This window comes from Pseudooceanicola aestuarii, from assembly GCF_010614805.1.
In the GTDB taxonomy this organism is placed as follows: Bacteria; Pseudomonadota; Alphaproteobacteria; order Rhodobacterales; family Rhodobacteraceae; genus Pseudooceanicola; species Pseudooceanicola aestuarii.
Genome location: NZ_JAAFZC010000001.1, coordinates 1139895 through 1155114, shown reverse-complemented (window position 1 = coordinate 1155114; position 15220 = coordinate 1139895). Strand labels below are relative to the sequence as shown.

General features: G+C 64.5%; 19 protein-coding genes. 6 read left to right on the top strand and 13 right to left on the bottom strand.

The genetic code is table 11. The features are described 5' to 3' along the window. Genes G5A46_RS05385 through rimP form a run of 3 tightly spaced genes read right to left on the bottom strand, consistent with a single transcriptional unit; the run spans position 1 to position 2861 of the window. A complete protein-coding gene (locus tag G5A46_RS05385) occupies positions 1-630 on the bottom strand; it encodes an RNA-binding protein (RefSeq protein ID WP_163848006.1) in 630 nt (209 codons plus the stop codon). A 26-nt stretch (positions 631-656) separates the two neighbouring features. Next, the gene (gene nusA, locus G5A46_RS05380; RefSeq protein ID WP_163848004.1) at positions 657-2285 is read right to left on the bottom strand and encodes a transcription termination factor NusA; all 1629 of its coding nucleotides are present in this window, start codon (positions 2283-2285) and stop codon (positions 657-659) included. Between the two features lie 3 nt (positions 2286-2288). Beyond that, positions 2289-2861 (bottom strand): ribosome maturation factor RimP, encoded by a 573-nt coding sequence (rimP, locus tag G5A46_RS05375; RefSeq protein WP_163848003.1) that lies wholly within the window; start codon positions 2859-2861, stop codon positions 2289-2291. A gap of 262 nt (positions 2862-3123) precedes the next feature. Between rimP and G5A46_RS05370 the strand changes: the two genes are divergently transcribed. After that, positions 3124-3558, top strand: a complete 435-nt coding sequence (locus G5A46_RS05370; RefSeq protein WP_163848001.1) for a PaaI family thioesterase — start codon at positions 3124-3126, stop codon at positions 3556-3558. Here G5A46_RS05370 and pip read toward each other — a convergent pair. After that, positions 3555-4526: a prolyl aminopeptidase gene (gene pip / locus G5A46_RS05365; RefSeq protein ID WP_163847999.1), complete on the bottom strand. Its 972-nt coding sequence runs from the start codon at positions 4524-4526 to the stop codon at positions 3555-3557. The genes G5A46_RS05370 and pip overlap by 4 nt on opposite strands. A 51-nt stretch (positions 4527-4577) precedes the next feature. Between pip and ubiG the strand changes: the two genes are divergently transcribed. Together ubiG and G5A46_RS05355 are read left to right on the top strand one after the other, a co-directional pair. Further along, positions 4578-5324: a bifunctional 2-polyprenyl-6-hydroxyphenol methylase/3-demethylubiquinol 3-O-methyltransferase UbiG gene (gene ubiG, locus G5A46_RS05360; protein ID WP_163847997.1), complete on the top strand. Its 747-nt coding sequence runs from the start codon at positions 4578-4580 to the stop codon at positions 5322-5324. Between the two features lie 97 nt (positions 5325-5421). Next, a complete protein-coding gene (locus tag G5A46_RS05355; RefSeq protein WP_163849890.1) occupies positions 5422-6462 on the top strand; it encodes a sodium:calcium antiporter in 1041 nt (346 codons plus the stop codon). A gap of 26 nt (positions 6463-6488) precedes the next feature. On the opposite strand, the gene G5A46_RS05350 is transcribed toward G5A46_RS05355, so the two are convergent. The 4 genes from G5A46_RS05350 to G5A46_RS05335 are packed head-to-tail and all read right to left on the bottom strand — an operon-like array spanning position 6489 to position 8774. After that, on the bottom strand, positions 6489-6932 hold the full coding sequence (locus G5A46_RS05350; protein WP_163847995.1) for a MarR family winged helix-turn-helix transcriptional regulator: 444 nt from the start codon (positions 6930-6932) through the stop codon (positions 6489-6491). Next, entirely contained in the window at positions 6929-7759 is an 831-nt protein-coding gene (locus G5A46_RS05345) for a carbon-nitrogen hydrolase family protein (RefSeq protein ID WP_163847993.1), read from the bottom strand. The genes G5A46_RS05350 and G5A46_RS05345 overlap by 4 nt, the downstream gene beginning before the upstream one ends. After that, positions 7756-8016 carry a glutaredoxin 3 gene (gene grxC, locus G5A46_RS05340; protein WP_163847992.1) on the bottom strand — a complete coding sequence of 87 codons (261 nt, stop codon included), beginning with the start codon at positions 8014-8016 and terminating at the stop codon, positions 7756-7758. The genes G5A46_RS05345 and grxC overlap by 4 nt, the downstream gene beginning before the upstream one ends. Before the next feature lie 29 nt (positions 8017-8045). Then, the gene (locus G5A46_RS05335) at positions 8046-8774 is read right to left on the bottom strand and encodes a ComF family protein (protein WP_163847990.1); all 729 of its coding nucleotides are present in this window, start codon (positions 8772-8774) and stop codon (positions 8046-8048) included. Between the two features lie 17 nt (positions 8775-8791). On the opposite strand from G5A46_RS05335, the gene G5A46_RS05330 reads away from it, so the two are divergent. Both G5A46_RS05330 and hemH read left to right on the top strand, forming a co-directional pair. Continuing rightward, positions 8792-9619 carry a methyltransferase domain-containing protein gene (locus G5A46_RS05330; protein WP_163847988.1) on the top strand — a complete coding sequence of 276 codons (828 nt, stop codon included), beginning with the start codon at positions 8792-8794 and terminating at the stop codon, positions 9617-9619. 49 nt (positions 9620-9668) lie between these two features. Continuing rightward, positions 9669-10718 carry a ferrochelatase gene (hemH, locus tag G5A46_RS05325; protein ID WP_163847986.1) on the top strand — a complete coding sequence of 350 codons (1050 nt, stop codon included), beginning with the start codon at positions 9669-9671 and terminating at the stop codon, positions 10716-10718. Positions 10719-10826: 108 nt separating this feature from the next. Here the strand turns inward: hemH and G5A46_RS05320 are convergent, their stop codons facing one another. Together G5A46_RS05320 and G5A46_RS05315 are read right to left on the bottom strand one after the other, a co-directional pair. Further along, a complete protein-coding gene (locus G5A46_RS05320; protein ID WP_163847984.1) occupies positions 10827-11006 on the bottom strand; it encodes a hypothetical protein in 180 nt (59 codons plus the stop codon). 138 nt (positions 11007-11144) lie between these two features. Continuing rightward, a complete protein-coding gene (locus tag G5A46_RS05315; protein ID WP_163847983.1) occupies positions 11145-11765 on the bottom strand; it encodes a L,D-transpeptidase in 621 nt (206 codons plus the stop codon). Between the two features lie 159 nt (positions 11766-11924). Here G5A46_RS05315 and dalA point away from each other — a divergent pair, with 159 nt between their 5' ends. Continuing rightward, positions 11925-12467, top strand: coding sequence for a divisome-associated lipoprotein DalA (gene dalA / locus G5A46_RS05310; RefSeq protein WP_163847980.1), 543 nt, complete (start codon positions 11925-11927; stop codon positions 12465-12467). Between the two features lie 69 nt (positions 12468-12536). Here the strand turns inward: dalA and G5A46_RS05305 are convergent, their stop codons facing one another. From G5A46_RS05305 to G5A46_RS05295, 3 genes are all read right to left on the bottom strand, one after another. Further along, positions 12537-13028 carry a L,D-transpeptidase family protein gene (locus G5A46_RS05305; protein WP_163847978.1) on the bottom strand — a complete coding sequence of 164 codons (492 nt, stop codon included), beginning with the start codon at positions 13026-13028 and terminating at the stop codon, positions 12537-12539. Between the two features lie 79 nt (positions 13029-13107). Continuing rightward, positions 13108-14331 (bottom strand): class I SAM-dependent RNA methyltransferase, encoded by a 1224-nt coding sequence (locus G5A46_RS05300; protein WP_163847976.1) that lies wholly within the window; start codon positions 14329-14331, stop codon positions 13108-13110. 54 nt (positions 14332-14385) lie between these two features. Further along, the gene (locus G5A46_RS05295) at positions 14386-15147 is read right to left on the bottom strand and encodes a sulfotransferase (RefSeq protein ID WP_163847974.1); all 762 of its coding nucleotides are present in this window, start codon (positions 15145-15147) and stop codon (positions 14386-14388) included. Between the last annotated feature and the right edge of the window lie 73 nt (positions 15148-15220).

The following is a 15220-nucleotide window of genomic DNA, read 5'->3' as shown; positions in this document are numbered from 1 at the left end:
TCAGTTCCTTTCGGGCGGCCCCTGCCGCCTCTCGTCGTCGTCAAGCCGTAGGCCTTTCAACCTTGCGGCTTCCTCTACAACACGTTTGCTCGCACCACCAGTTCCTAAGGCGGCGTGTATGACAGTTTCACGACCGAAGGCCAAGCCCAGCTCGTTCGAGGTGAGCCAGCCGATGAAGCTGCCGCCATAAGGCGTGGACAATTTCGACTTGCCACGCCCTGATCCGTCACTGGCCTGGACCAGCACTTCGGCACGGTCCTTGTACAGCCAATCCTTGACTTTCTCGTATCCGGCAACGGCATCGCCGGATTTGCGCGCCATGGCCAGAAGGTCCGTCACGCGCCGCAAAAGCAGTGTTTCCACCAAGTCCGGCAGCCCGTCGGGCACGATCACCGGCGCCTTTGCGCCACGGGCAAACAATTTCTTTTTCACCGCCGTTTCAAGGGCGGAGCGATTCGCGCTGACCCAGATGCCCCGTCCGGGCAGCTTTTCCAGCACATCCGGGACAATTTGCCCCTCCGGGTCCGCCACGAACCGGATCAACCCGCCCTTGGGCGCGGTCTCGCCGGTTGCGACGCATTTCCGTTCGGCTTCGGCCTCGCGGGATCTGGTCTGTCCGCCTCGGGTCATATCGTTCACCCCCGGCCCGTCCGGCCTTACGCCTCGGCCTCCTCCGGCGCGTCATCGCCGCCGGCGTCGGTCTCTTCCTCGGTTTCCGCCTCCAGATCGGCGGGATCAACCCAGCCCAACTGAATGCGCGCGGTCATGACCATCTGCTGCGCCTCCTCCAGGGAGACATCGAATTTTTCCAGCAGACCTTCGTCCTTGACCCGCTCGCCATTGACGGAGGTCCAGCCACCGGCCAGTTCCCAATCCGCGCAGGTTGCGAAATCTTCCAGCGTCTTCACGCCGTCTTCGGCCAGGGCTTCGATCATTTGGGGTGTCAGACCGTCGAATTCAACCAGGCTATCCTCGACACCCAGTTCACGCGCGTGTTCCAGCGCCGCCTTGGCACGGGCTTCCAGGTAATCGCGGGCACGGGCCTGAAGCTCGCCGGCGGTGCTTTCGTCCACACCATCGATGACCAGCAGTTCGTCCGCCTCCACATAGGCGACTTCCTCAAGATTGGTGAACCCTTCGGAGACCAGAAGCTGGGCAAAGAACTCGTCCAGATCCAGCGTGTCCATGAACAGCTTGGTCCGTTCCTCGAATTCCTTCTGACGGCGGGCGGATTCCTCCTCCTCCGTCATGATGTCGATGTCCAGCCCGGTCAGCTGAGAGGCCAGGCGCACGTTCTGACCGCGCCGGCCGATGGCCAGGCTCAATTGCTCGTCGGGCACGACGACCTCGATCCGCTCCGCTTCCTCGTCCAGGACGACCTTGGTCACCTCCGCCGGTTGCAGCGCGTTCACCAGGAAGGTCGGCTGATCCTCGTTCCAGGGGATGATGTCGATCTTCTCGCCCTGAAGCTCGTTCACGACAGCCTGCACGCGGCTGCCGCGCATCCCGACGCAGGCGCCCACAGGGTCGATGGAGCTGTCGTAGGAAATCACCGCGATCTTGGCCCGCGACCCGGGATCGCGGGCGACGGCCTTGATCTCGATGATGTTGTCGTAGATCTCCGGCACTTCCATCTTGAACAGCTCGGTCATGAATTCCGGCGCGGTCCGCGACAGGAAGATCTGCGGGCCACGGGTCTCCCGGCGCACATCCTTGATGTAGCAGCGGATGCGGTCCTTCGGGCGATAGCTTTCACGGCCGATCTTCTCGTTTCGGCGCAGGATCGCCTCGCCCCGGCCGACGTCGACGATGACATTGCCGTATTCCTCGCGCTTGACCTCGCCGTTGATGATCGTGCCAACGCGGTCCTTGAACTCGTCGAACTGGCGGTCACGCTCTGCTTCGCGGACCTTTTGCAGGATCACCTGCTTGGCCGATTGCGCGGCGATGCGGCCCATTTCAACCGGCGGAACCTCTTCGACGAAGGTGTCGCCCACCTTGGGGTCGGCCATGTATTGCTTGGCCTGGTCCACGGTGAATTCGGCCTGGTAATTCTCCAGTTCCTCTTCCTCCACCACGGTGCGCACGCGGGTAAAGGTGGCGCGGCCGGTCTTGCGGTCGATGCTGACCCGGATGTCCATCTCGGCGCCGTAGCGGCTCTTGGCGGCGCGGGCGAGGGATTCTTCCATGGCGTCCACGACGAGGCCCGGATCAATCATCTTCTCGCGGGCGACGGCCTCGGCGGTCTGAAGCAGTTCAAGCTGGTTGGCAGAGGTGATCGCCATGTCTTAGTCCTCCTCGGAACCGGATTCCGTTTCGACGGAATCAAAATCGTTTTCATCCAGGTCGCCCGCCTTCTTGCGGACCTTCAGCATTTCGCGGACCAGTTCATCGGTCATCACCAGCTTGGCCTCGGCCAGCCAGTCGAATTGCAGGCCGATGGTGCCCTCGTCGACATTCACCAGCACCTCGCCGCCCTCGACACCCGCCAGCATCCCGCGAAAGCGTTTGCGGCCTTCGATCAGCTCGGCGGTTTCCAGCTTGGCTTCGTAGCCTTCGTAGGTCTCGAAATCCTTCAGCCGGGTCAGGGGGCGGTCGATCCCGGGGCTGGAGACTTCCAGGTCATAGGCATCGGCGACCGGATCCTCGACATCCAGCACGGCGCTGACGGCGGTGGAAATCTCGGCGCATTCATTGACCTCGATCCCGCCTTCGGGACGTTCGGCCATGATTTGCAGGGTCTTGGTGTTGCCGCCCATCAGGCGCAGGCGCACCAGTTCGAACCCCATGTCTTCGATGACGGGGGTCACGATTTCAGCCAGGCGGCGGTCGATGGCGGTTTTGGCGATCAGGTCGGTCATATCATCCGGGCACAAAAAAACGGGCGCGCGGCCCGTTGTAGCATCCGGTGGAGCGTCGGAGCCCTGCACCAACACGCCGCTGTTGAGGGGGATATAGGCCCGCCCCGTCAAAGTTGCAAGCGGATTCCGGGGCCACCCCTCGCACCCGACCGTCCGGCGACCGGCAAACCGGGCCCGTCCGGCACCCCACGGGGTCGCAACAGACCCCTCCCCCCCGCCGGAGGGAGGTGCTAAGGCATTGCCGCAACGGAAGGAACTGCCCATGACAGACATTGCCCCCCAACCCGCGCCGTCCCCGCCCCACCCTGGCTGGGTGCTGATAGAAGACACCGGATTCCTGGGCCACATCGGGCCGATCTGGCGGCTGGACCGCGACAGCGCGCCGGCCCTGCTGGGGTTTGACGCCGCCGACCATCACCGCAACACCAATGGCGTGGTCCAGGGCGGAATGCTGATGACACTGGCGGATCGTGGCATGGGGATGGCGGCACATGGCGCCTCCCGGACGCCGGTGGCGACGATCTCCTTTACCTTCGACTTCCTGGCGGCGGCTGAAATCGGCCGGTTCGTGGAACTTCACCCCGAAGTGATCCGCATGACCGGCGGCATGGTCTTCATGGAGGGCCGGCTGTTTGACGGCGACGCCCTGATCGGACGTGCCTCCGGTGTATGGAAACGGCTGAAACCGCGCCGTTAGGTCGCCGCGATCCGGTTCATCACCCGCACCAATTCCTCGGAAATGCCGGGTTCGGACAGCGCATGGCCCGCCTGCCCGATCATCCGCAATTCCGAATTCGGCCAGCGGCGCGACAATTCCCACGCCGTCTGCGGCGGGCAAACCATGTCATAGCGCCCCTGCACGATCACCCCGGGGATGTGTTCGATCCGGCCCATGTTGTCCAGGATCTGCCGATCCTCGCCCAACCAGCCGCGATGGGTGAAGTAATGGTTCTCCAACCGGGCAAAGGCGCGGGCGTAATCCGCCGGCGGCTCTCCTCCGTGCCCGCTGGAGGAGATGGAGGCCAGCGCGTTTTCCCATGTGGACCAGGCCTTGGCGTGGATGACCTCCTGCCGCATGTCACCGCAGAACAGGCGCCGGTGATAGGCGCCGATCATGTCGTGACGTTCGTCCTCGGGGATCGGCGCGATGAAGCGCTGCCAACTTTCGGGCCAGAAGGCCGCAGCACCGCCGCCGTAGAACCAGTCCAGCTCCCCTTCTGTCATCAGGAAGACGCCGCGCAGCACCAGATGGGTCACGGCCTGTGGATGCGCCTGCGCGTAGATCAGCGCCAGCGTCGCCCCCCAGCTGCCGCCGAACACCGCCCAGCGCGGGATGTTCAGTGTCTCGCGGATCGTCTCGATGTCGCGCACCAGGTGCCAGGTCGTGTTGTCCTCGACCGAGGCATGCGGCCGCGACCGGCCACAACCGCGCTGATCGAACAGGATGATGCGATAGCGGTTCGGATCGAAGTAGCGTCGCATCGCCGGGCTGCATCCACCGCCCGGCCCGCCGTGCAGCACCACGACGGGCCGCCCTTCGGGGTTGCCCGCCTGCTCGACGTAGATGGCATGGCCTTCGCCCACCTCCAGCACCCGTTGATCAAACGGGTCGACCGGAGGATAGAGAAATTGCGCTGCGCTCTTTTGGCCCAAATGCTTGTCCATGAAACGTCCTATGTTAAGGGCTGATCACAACATGAAGTGCAGGAGCGCCGAATGCAAACGGCAGGCAACACCGTAGACCCCGCAGAGGTCGCCAAATTCGAGGCCATGGCCCAGGAATGGTGGGATCCGCATGGCAAGTTCAAGCCGCTGCACATGCTCAACCCCTGTCGGCTGGACTACATCACCACCCAGATCGCGGCGGAATTCGGCCGCGATCTGACCGCGCCGCACCCGTTCGACGGGCTGCGTCTGCTGGATATCGGTTGCGGCGGCGGGCTGCTGTGTGAACCCATGGCCCGGCTGGGCGCCACGGTCGTCGGCGCCGATGCGGCGGCAGGCAACATCCCTGTCGCCCGGGTCCATGCCGAACAATCCGGGCTTGAGATCGACTATCGCCACACCACCGCCGAGGCGCTGGCGCAGGCGGGTGAACACTTCGACGCCGTGCTGAACATGGAGGTCGTCGAACATGTCGCCGATCCCCTGTCCTACCTCACCGCCTGTCACGATCTGCTGCGCCCCGGCGGGCTGCACCTGTGTTCGACGATCAACCGCAATCCCAAAAGCTTTGCCATGGCCATCGTCGGCGCCGAGGTGGTGATGCGGTGGCTGCCGCGCGGAACCCACGACTGGCAGAAATTCATCACCCCGGAGGAGCTGTTCGACCTGCTGCGCCGTGCCGGGCTGGACCCCGTTGATCGCAAGGGCTTTGTCTTCAATCCGATCAGCTGGCAATGGCGCCTGTCCGATCGCGATCTGTCGGTGAATTACGTCACCGCCAGTCTGCGGCCGGAATAGACCGGGCCAACCGCGCCCCTGCCGCCAACAGGACGGGAACCGCCGGCACCGCGCTGCGTTGGCTGGCCATGATGCCCGCCCGCGCCCTGCCCCGTCGATGATCGACGCGCTGTCCCTGCCCGTCGTGCTGATCCTGTTCGCCGGATCCGCCGCTGTGGTGGCGATCTGCGGCGTGGTCATGACCGGCCTTGCCGACCGTCTGGCCGACCGCACCGGGCTGGGGGAGGCCATCGTTGGCGCCGTGATCCTGGGCGCGGCGACGTCGCTGTCGGGGACCGTCGTATCGGTCACGGCGGCGCTGGACGGGCGCGCCTCGCTGGCGTTTTCCAATTCCATCGGCGGGATCGCGGCGCAAACGGCCTTCCTCGCGCTGGCCGACATGGTGTTCCGCCGCGCCAACCTTGAACACGCGGCGGCGGAGGCCACGAACCTGGTTCAGGGCATCCTGCTCAGCTTCCTGCTCCTGCTTCCCTTCGCCGCCTTTGTCACGCCCGAAGTGACCATCCTGGCGGTGCACCCCGTCTCGCTGCTGATCCCGGCCGCCTATCTTTCCGGGTTGGCGATCAGCCGCGCGGTGCGGGCCGACCCGATGTGGCACCCGGTCAACACCCGCGACACCCGGCAGGATGCCCCGGAACCGGAGGACAGCGCCACAGCGCGCAAGCCCACCCCCCGGTTGGTCGCGGAATTTGCCGGATTGATGACGGTGATGGGCCTCGCCGGTTGGATAATTGCCCAAAGCGGCGCCGCCGTCGTCGACCGGATCGGCCTGTCGGAATCGCTGGTGGGCGCGCTGATGACGGCGGTCGTCACCTCCCTGCCCGAATTGGTCACCACCATCGCCGCCGTGCGGCGCGGCGCGTTGCAGCTGGCCGTGGGCGGGATCATCGGCGGCAATACCTTCGACACGCTGTTCCTGACCGCCGCCGACACCGCCTATCGCGACGGGTCGCTATATCATGCGGCCACGCTACAGGATTATTTCTGGGTGGTTACCGCCGCGCTGATGAACGTCACGTTGCTGGGCGGGCTGTTCGTGCGCGAACGGCGCGGCCCGGCGGGGATCGGGTTCGACTCGCTGGCGCTTCTGGGGATCTACGGCGGTGCGGTGGCGATCCAGATCCTGGCCTTTGCCTGACCGGGGCCCGGCGGGGGCGGGGGACGCTACCGCTCGTCCTCCATGTTGGCGCGGAGGTCGCGCAGCACGGGCAGCGCGGCGCGCACCTTGTCATCGCCGATGCGGGTCACGACCTCGGTGATCATCGGCGCGATGGCCGACAGCGCGGAATCCCGCGCCTGCCGCCCGGCGGGCGACACGGTGACCATCTTGCGCCGGGCGTCGTCCCAATCGGGGCGAATATGGACATAGCCCGCCCATTCCAGTTTCGACAGCGTGTTGGTCATCGCACCGCGCGTCACGTGAAACGCCTGCGCCAACTGCGCCGGGCTGCGCTCCCCACCAACCCGCGCCAGATGGTTCAGCACCGAAAAATGCGAGATTTCCATACCCTTGGGCATCACGCGGCTCAGCCGATTGCGAATCATCTGGTCGGCGGCGAGAACCTCGGAAAACAAGGCGATGGCCAGGGAATTGGAGGCGTCGTTCATTGCAGCCGGACATTGCGATCGTGGGTGAGGGAGGGCACCCGCGCCCGCGCGCCATCCACCGCCGCCGGGTCCAGATCCACATAGCCGATACCCGGTTCGGTCCCCATGTCCAGCAGGACCTCCCCCCAGGGGGCGACAACCATCGAATGGCCGTGAGTCTTGCGCTGCTTGCCCCGCGTGGCGGCATGGGTCCCGCATTGCGCAGGCGCCAGGACATAGCACCCGGTCTCGATCGCGCGGGCGCGCAGCAAGGGTTCCCAATGGGCGGCCCCGGTGACCGGAGAGAAGGCCGCCGGCACGGTCAGGATCGTGGCACCGGCCTGCGCCAGCATCCGGTGCAGGTAGGGGAACCGCACGTCGTAGCAAACCGTCATTCCGATGGTGCCAAAGGAAGTCGGCGCCACAACAGCGCGGGCACCGGGGCGGTAGCCGGCCGATTCGCGGTAGGTCTCCGTCTCCGAAACCTGCACGTCGAACATGTGAACCTTGTCGTACCAGGCGGCGATACTGCCGTCCGGAGCGACCAGGAAGGAACGGTTGGCGAACCGCCCGTCGGCATCGCCGGTCTTCAGCCCCAGTGAGCCGATCAGCACCCAGATCCCCAGCTTCGCCGCCTGCGCGCGCAATCCGGACAAGGTGAGATCCTCCGCCTCCCCGGTCAGCACGGCCTGCTGATGACTGCGGGAGGCGGAGACACAATTGCTGACCTCCGGCGTCAGGACGAACCCCGCGCCCCGCCCGGCCGCCTCCGCCACGCGGTCCCGCAGCATCGCCAGGTTCTCCTCAGGCAGGTCGGAGGAGGTGATCTGAAGCAGCGCAGCCTTCATGCGCCTGCCAGCAGCGTATCCAGCTTCCCCGCGCGTTCCAGCGCCTGAAGCTCGTCATTGCCGCCGACATGCGTCTTCCCGACAAAGACCTGCGGAACGGTGTGGCGACCGTTGGCACGTTGCATCATCTCCTGTTTCATCTGAGGGTCGCCCAGAACGTTGATCTCCGTGAAATTGACCCCCTTCTGGGTCAGCAGGCGTTTTGCCATGTGGCAAAAACCGCAGAGGGGAGAGGTGTAGATTTCGACAGGTTGCATAAGAGACTCCGGTGTTCTTTTCCCGGAATTTAGGGCGGTTTGCCCACCCGCGCCAGTACCAGCACCGAAACTGGTCCCGATCCAGCCGCCAGACAGGCGCGCGTTGCCTCAGCCAGGGTGGCGCCGGTGGTCATCACGTCGTCCACCAGAAGGACCGGCCGCCCCGACAGCCCGGACGCATGGCGCGGCGCCACTGTCATCTGCCCCGCCAGCGCATCAAACCGTGCCTCCCGGCCCAGCCCGTCCAACACCCGTGTGGCGCCGGTGCGGATCAGCAGGTCCGGCACATCCGTCAGCCGCGCCTGCCGGGCGATCCCTCGCGACAGCAGCGCCGATTGGTTGTAGCGCCGTCGCAGACGCCTGCGCCAATGCAACGGCACCGGCGCGACGATCATCTCCGGCACGGCCAACCCCCGCGCCGCCCGAACCATCCAATCCGCCGCCGCTATGGCGATATCGTCGCGATCCGCATGTTTCAGCCGCAACACCAGGTCACGCGCCCGCCCCTCGTACAACAGGGCCGCCCGTCCCCGCAGCCAGGGGCGTCCCGTTTTCATGCAATCGTCGCACAGCGCATGTTCCCCGGCCTCCCCGCCCGGCAGACCGATGCCGCAATGATCGCATATCACGCCGCCGATGAACGGTGTCTCCCGCCAGCAGGGCCCGCAAAGTCCGAAATCGCTGCCCACCGCCGCGCCGCACCCCAGGCAGGCCGGTGGAAACAGAAGCCGCAGGGCGGATTGCATGTGCTGCCTCATCACCCTATCTCCGCCCCATGCATGCGCCCGACCTATTTGACTCGCAGGCCCTGACCCTGCATCGCGCCCGGCGGATCGACCCGGCGATGTATCTGCACGACCTCGTAGCCGATGACCTGCATGATCGCCTGTCGATCGTTAACAGGGAGTTCACAGAGGCCGTTCTGATCACGGGTTTTCCCGAATATTGGAATCAAAAGGCACGCAATCTGCCCGTGAACCCGCGAAGCCTGCAAGCAGACGACGTGCTGGACCTGGCCCCCGCCAGTGCCGATCTGATCTTGCACGTGATGGACCTGCACTGGCGCAACGATCCCGTCGGTCAACTGATCCAATGCCGACGCGCCCTGCGCCCCGACGGGTTGCTGATCGCCGTCTTTCCGGGCGGCGAGACATTGACAGAACTGCGCCAGGCGCTGGTTCGGGCGGAATTGGCGCTGACCGGCGGCGCCCATTCCCGTACCGCGCCCATGGGCGACCTGCGTGACATGGGCGGCCTGCTGCAACGGGCCGGGCTGGCCTTGCCGGTGGCCGACCTGGACCGCCACACGATCACCTTTCCCGACTTGACCACTCTGGTTCGCGACCTGCGCGGGATGGGCGAGACCTCGGTGCTGCGCGACCGGCCACGCCAAATCCCGCCGCGCCTCTTGTTCCCCGCGGCCGAGGCCGCCTACCGCGAGGCCCATGCAACCGACGACGACCGCCTGCCCGCCACGCTTGAGCTGCTGACCCTGACCGGATGGGCGCCGCACGACAGCCAGCAACAGCCCCTGCGGCCGGGATCTGCGACACAATCGCTCGCCCAGGCGCTTGGGGTGCCGGAAACGCCGGCCAAGGATTGACCCGCGCGCCCGGTCGTCTATCTCCGCCGGATAGCCACAGGAGACCGACATGGCCGATCCCCTCCGCCCGACCCACGCCCCCGCCGATCACCCTGTTCTCCCGCGGGAGAAGGTCGGCGTGCTTCTTGCCAATCTCGGCACGCCCGACGGCACCTCCTATTGGCCGATGCGGCGCTACCTGAGCGAATTCCTGTCCGACCAGCGGGTGATCGACTACCCGCGCTGGAAATGGCAGCCGATCCTGCAAGGCATCGTCCTGACCATCCGGCCGTTCAAATCCGGCGCGGCCTACAAGACGATCTGGAACGAGGCGGCGGACGAAAGCCCCCTTATGACAATCACCAAGCAGCAGACCGCCAAGCTTTCGGCCCGCCTGACGGACCGCTACGGGGCGCGGGTGATGGTCGATTACTGCATGCGCTATGGCAACCCTTCGACGGAATCCAGGGTCCGCGCCATGGTCGCGGCGGGTTGCACAAAAATCCTGTTCTGCCCGCTTTATCCGCAATATGCGGGCGCCACGACGGCCACCGCGAACGACCAGTTCTTCCGCGCCCTGATGGCCGAGAAATGGCAGCCCGCCAGCCGCACCCTGCCGCCCTATTTCGACGATCCCGCCTATATAGATGCGCTGGCCGCGTCGGTTGAAAACGGCTACGCTCAGGCGACGGAGAAGCCCGACATCCTGGTCTGTTCCTACCACGGGTTGCCGTTCCGCTACCTGACGGAAGGCGACCCATACCATTGCCATTGCGTTAAGACGACGCGCCTGCTGAAGGAACGTCTGGGCTGGGCGGATGACGCCATCACCACGACATTCCAGTCAAAGTTCGGCCCGGAAGACTGGTTGCAGCCCTACACCGTCGAGGAGGTCGCCCGCCTTGCCCAGGCTGGGAAAAAGCGGATCGCGGTCATCGCGCCGGCCTTCTCCGCCGACTGCATCGAAACGCTGGAAGAGATCAACGAGGAGATCCGCGAAAGCTTCGAACATGCAGGTGGCGAGGATTTTACCTACATTCCCTGCCTGAATGACACCGACGCCCATATCGACGCGCTGACGGGGCGGATCCTGGCGAACCTGGCGGGCTGGCTGGACTGAGCCCCGCCGGGGCCGCGCGCGCCGCAGCCACAAGGCAGACACAACCGGACATGAAAAAAGGCGGTGGATTGCTCCACCGCCTTCATTCTTCAGACTGTATTGCGCGACTTAGTCGGCAACAGCAGCTGCGATCACTGCCAGAATCAGCAGCGGGATCAGGATGCCAGCAGAGGAGCTGGTGGTCTCTTCAACGATGACCGGAGCTTCGATGATCGGCTCGGCGTAGGAGCCGGCCATTGCGGTCGAAGCAGCACCGGCGAAGGCAGCGGCGAGAACGAGTTTCTTCATGTTATCCTCCAGATATTTGCCCTCCGGCGCAGCGCCGGAAAGCACCCAAGACTTACCTCGTGAGTATGTCTAAGCAGCTTCCAAATACGAATGCAAATGCAACTTGGCCCGGGGGCGCGCAGGTCTGGGGAAATGTCGTCAAATAAGCAACACTTGCGTGCCCACACGGGCCAACTCGTACAGCTCTTCGATATGCTCGTTGTACAGGCCGATGCAGCCGTTGGAGGATTTCCGACCGATCTTGCGCGTGTCGTGGGTGCCATGGATCCGGTAATAGGTCCAGCTCAGATGCAGGGCACGGGTGCCCAATGGGTTGTCCGGGCCGGGGCCCACGTAATCTGGCCATTCAGGATTGCGCTTCTTCATCGACGGGGTCGGGCGCCAATCCGGTTCGGGATCCTTCAGCGTGACGCTGGTCCGGCCGCGCCGGGTCAGGTCATCGGTCAGGGGGACGGAGGTCGGGTATAGCTTGTAGATCGACTGATCCTCGCTCCAGTAATGCAGGGCGCGGCTGTCCACGTCGACCAGGATCGCACCCTTGCGCGTGTCAGAGAAATAGGGCCGCCAGTCCAGCGACCGGAAAGAGGACATGTTGCGGCGCACGATCTCGTTCGGATCCCGCTCCACCACGGTCGAATTCTCGAACGGGGTGCGGTAATCGGCGCCAGCTGTTTGAGACAGGGCCGGAGTGGCAAGCAGCGCCGCACCACCGGCAAGGAACGCGCGACGGGAGGATATGGGCGATTTCTTCATGCTCATGATGTCTTTCCAGGATAACGGAATTTTGCCGCAATCATATGATGCAAACCGGTCGCTCGCAATTCAAAGGGGCGTCATCTGGCCCCGTTTGGCCCGGAAGGGTTTGAAAGACGGCGCAAGGGGCGCTAGATCTTCTTCGAAACAATGAATTCGGGTTCCATGCGCCTTACCTTTGCTACTGCTTCCGCCGCACTGATCGCCTTGGGCGCCTGTGCCACGCCCGCCCCGCAGGAGACCCGCCTTGGCGCGGACGGAAAGCCGCTGCCGCGTCTTTACCGCATCCCCGCCAGCGGTCAGGGCAAGATCCAGTACGAGATGCTGGATGCCGTCAACGCCCTGCGCCAGGCCGCCGCCGCCCCGCCGGTAGAGCTGAACGCCGCGCTGAACGCCGCCGCCGCGACCCATTCGCGCGACATGGCCCGGCAGAACCGGCCCTGGCATTTCGGATCTGACGGCTCCTCCCCCATCGAACGCGTTGCACGCGCCGGTTACCCCGGCATGATGCTGGGAGAGAACATCTCCGAGACCTATGAATCGGAGCTTGAAACCCTGTCCGCCTGGATGGACCAGACCGATACCCGCCGCGTCATCCTGGACAAGCGCGCGACCGATCTGGGCTTTTCCTGGCACCAGGAAACCAACGGCAAGATCTGGTGGACACTGCTGATCGGCGGACGGCCGGTCACGCCGGGCAGCGCCTGAGGGTAAGCCCCTGAAATCATTTGAATTTCACCCCTCCCGCCAGACCGGGCGGGGCGCTTTGGTTTGCGCCTATCGGTAGATGGAGATCGGGGTGCCGTCGCGGACCATGGAATAGATCTCTTCCATCTCGCGGTTGGAGACAGCTATGCATCCCGCCGTCCAGTCACGCCCGCCCTTCCGATATTTCCAGGGCCGACCGTGGATGAAGATATCCCCGCCGGGGCTTTTCTGCGCCTGCTGCGCAAAGGCGCGGTCATCCGGGTTGGGATAGTTGATCCCAATGGACAGGTGGAATTCACTGTTCGGGTTGCGGCGGTCGACCGTATATTCACCCTCCGGGGTTTTTCCGTCCCCTTCGAACTGCTTGTGCCCGGCAGGGGCAAAGCCCAACCCGATGTCATAGGATTTCAGCACCTCCTGCCCATGCAGGAGGTACATCTTTCGATCCTCCTTGAACACGGCGATGTGTGTCACCTCTGGCCCGTGATAGGTCTTGAACTTGGAACAGGCCGTGGCAGTCAGGGCCAGGGCCAATACCAGAAGGATGCGGAAGAAGCGCATGGGAAACTGCCTCGTTTTTATGCGATTTTCCTCACCGATACAGGGTTCCCCCCGCCTCTGAGAAGGGGCATTCGCCCGCTCACGCGGAAGTGAGCGTGAAACCCGCGACCACCTCCACATGCGGAGACCAGCGGAACTGGTCGACCACGGTGACAGGGCCCATCACGTATCCGGCCTCCACCAGCGCCCGCGCATCCCGCGCGAACGTCACCGGATTGCAGGAGACATGGGCCACCACCGGCACCTGCGCCGCCGCGATCTGCGCAACCTGTGCCGCGGCGCCGGCGCGCGGCGGGTCGATCACGACGGCATCGAAACCGGCCAGTTCTTCCGCCGTCAGCGGGTCGCGGAACAGGTCTCGCCGTGCGGTGGTCAACCGATGCAACCCGCCCGCCTTGCGCCAGGCCAGGGCGAGCGCCTCGATCATCGCGGCGTTGCCTTCGACGGCATGGACTTCCGTACCGGCGGACAACGGCAACGCAAAGGTGCCACAGCCGGCGAAGAGATCCGCGACCCGTTTGGCGCCCCGTGTCACGCTCAGGACCGCATCGCGCAAGGCGGCCTCCCCCTCCCGCGTGGCCTGAAGGAAAGCGCCGGGGGGCGGCACGACGCGGGCCGGTCCCATCTGATGCGACGGCGGGCGACGGGTCACGACGACCTCGCCTTCCCACGACAGGCGGGCCAGATCCTGCGCCTGCGCCACCTCGGTCAAGCTCAGGCGCAGTGCCTCGTCCAATGGTTTGCCGCCCGTGACCTCTACATCCAGACCGCCATCCGACAGGCTCACCTTCACAGAAATCTCGCCCTTGCGTGCGGCCCCTGACCGGGCCACAGCCCGCGCCGCCGGAAGGCCGGCCATCAGCCCGGGCAATAGCAGCTGACAATGCGAAATCTCGACAATGCTGCCCGAAGCCCGACCGTGGAACCCCGCCAGCGCCCCCTGCTTGGTCCGTCGCGCCGACAGGACCGCCCGCCGCCGCGAGCGCGGCGGAGAAGTCAGAACCGAACCGATCCCAAAGCCAAGGCCCTGACGACGCAACGCTTCTTCGACGATACCGCGCTTCCAATCCGCGACGAAATCGTCTCCGGCATGCTGCACGGCGCAACCACCGCACGATCGAAAATGGCGGCACGGCGCCGCAACCCGCAGAGGCGAAGGTTCGAGAATGCGCAGCTCCGCCAGTCGGTCGCCTTGCAATGTGCCGCTGACGACCTCCCCCGGAAGGGTCATCGGGGCGAATACGGGCCCACGGGCGATTCCATCGCCATGATGGCCCAAGCTTTCGATCTGGTAAGTATCCATGTGCCGCATCTATCCCAGCCCGCGCAGCTGGGGAAGTCATCGGATGACGGCCTCTCAATGATAGAACCATTGCGAAAACTCGCCGAAATCCCGGCTGACCTGATCCTGCTGCACAGGCGAAAGCACCTTGAGATAGTCAAAAACCACCTCCGGCTGGACGCTCATTCCCCGCGTGTTCTTGTAGCGCAGGTTGTGTAACACCGTGTGTTTCAAGCGGAATTCCAGCCCGACATGGCGAAACATCCGCTCCATCACCTGCCTGGCGTTCATGGCCAACCCTTCAAGCGACAGACAGTGAACATTGGGCCACCCGACGGCTTTGACATGTTCGGCATAACACGTTCTGAGATATGCAATTTTCGAAGGCCTGTAGACGCCGTACCACGCGTTGAAATCCTGAGCCGAGGCCCGTTTGAAATCCGACGCAACAATCGCGCGGGGGTCTTTGAACGTGACGATAATCGGTCGCCCGCCTGCGCGATTCGTCACCGCCTCCAACGCGGACAGATATCGTGGCGTTTTATCGAAAATCCGTCGCACATCCGGTTTTAGCACCCGAGAACTCGACGATAGCCGGTCATAGAATTCCCCGAAATCAGGCGCCTTGCAGCAATCTTCGAACTCCGCCTGCGTCACGCCCCAACCTTTGACCATATGACTTGCAAACGGCTGAAAGTCCGCAAATTTTTCCGGACATTCACATAGCAGAACGCCGCATTCGAATCCCGAATCCACGCCGTCAACCTGGCGGAACAGGTCCGACACCAGGGTCGTGCCACTGTGCTCCAGCCCACAGATCAGAAACGACGGCAGCATTTTGTTAAACCTTTTTGCCTAGCGATAGAGGAAGGCGCCGTTCCGACCCATCCGGCCCGGTGCCTGTCAGATG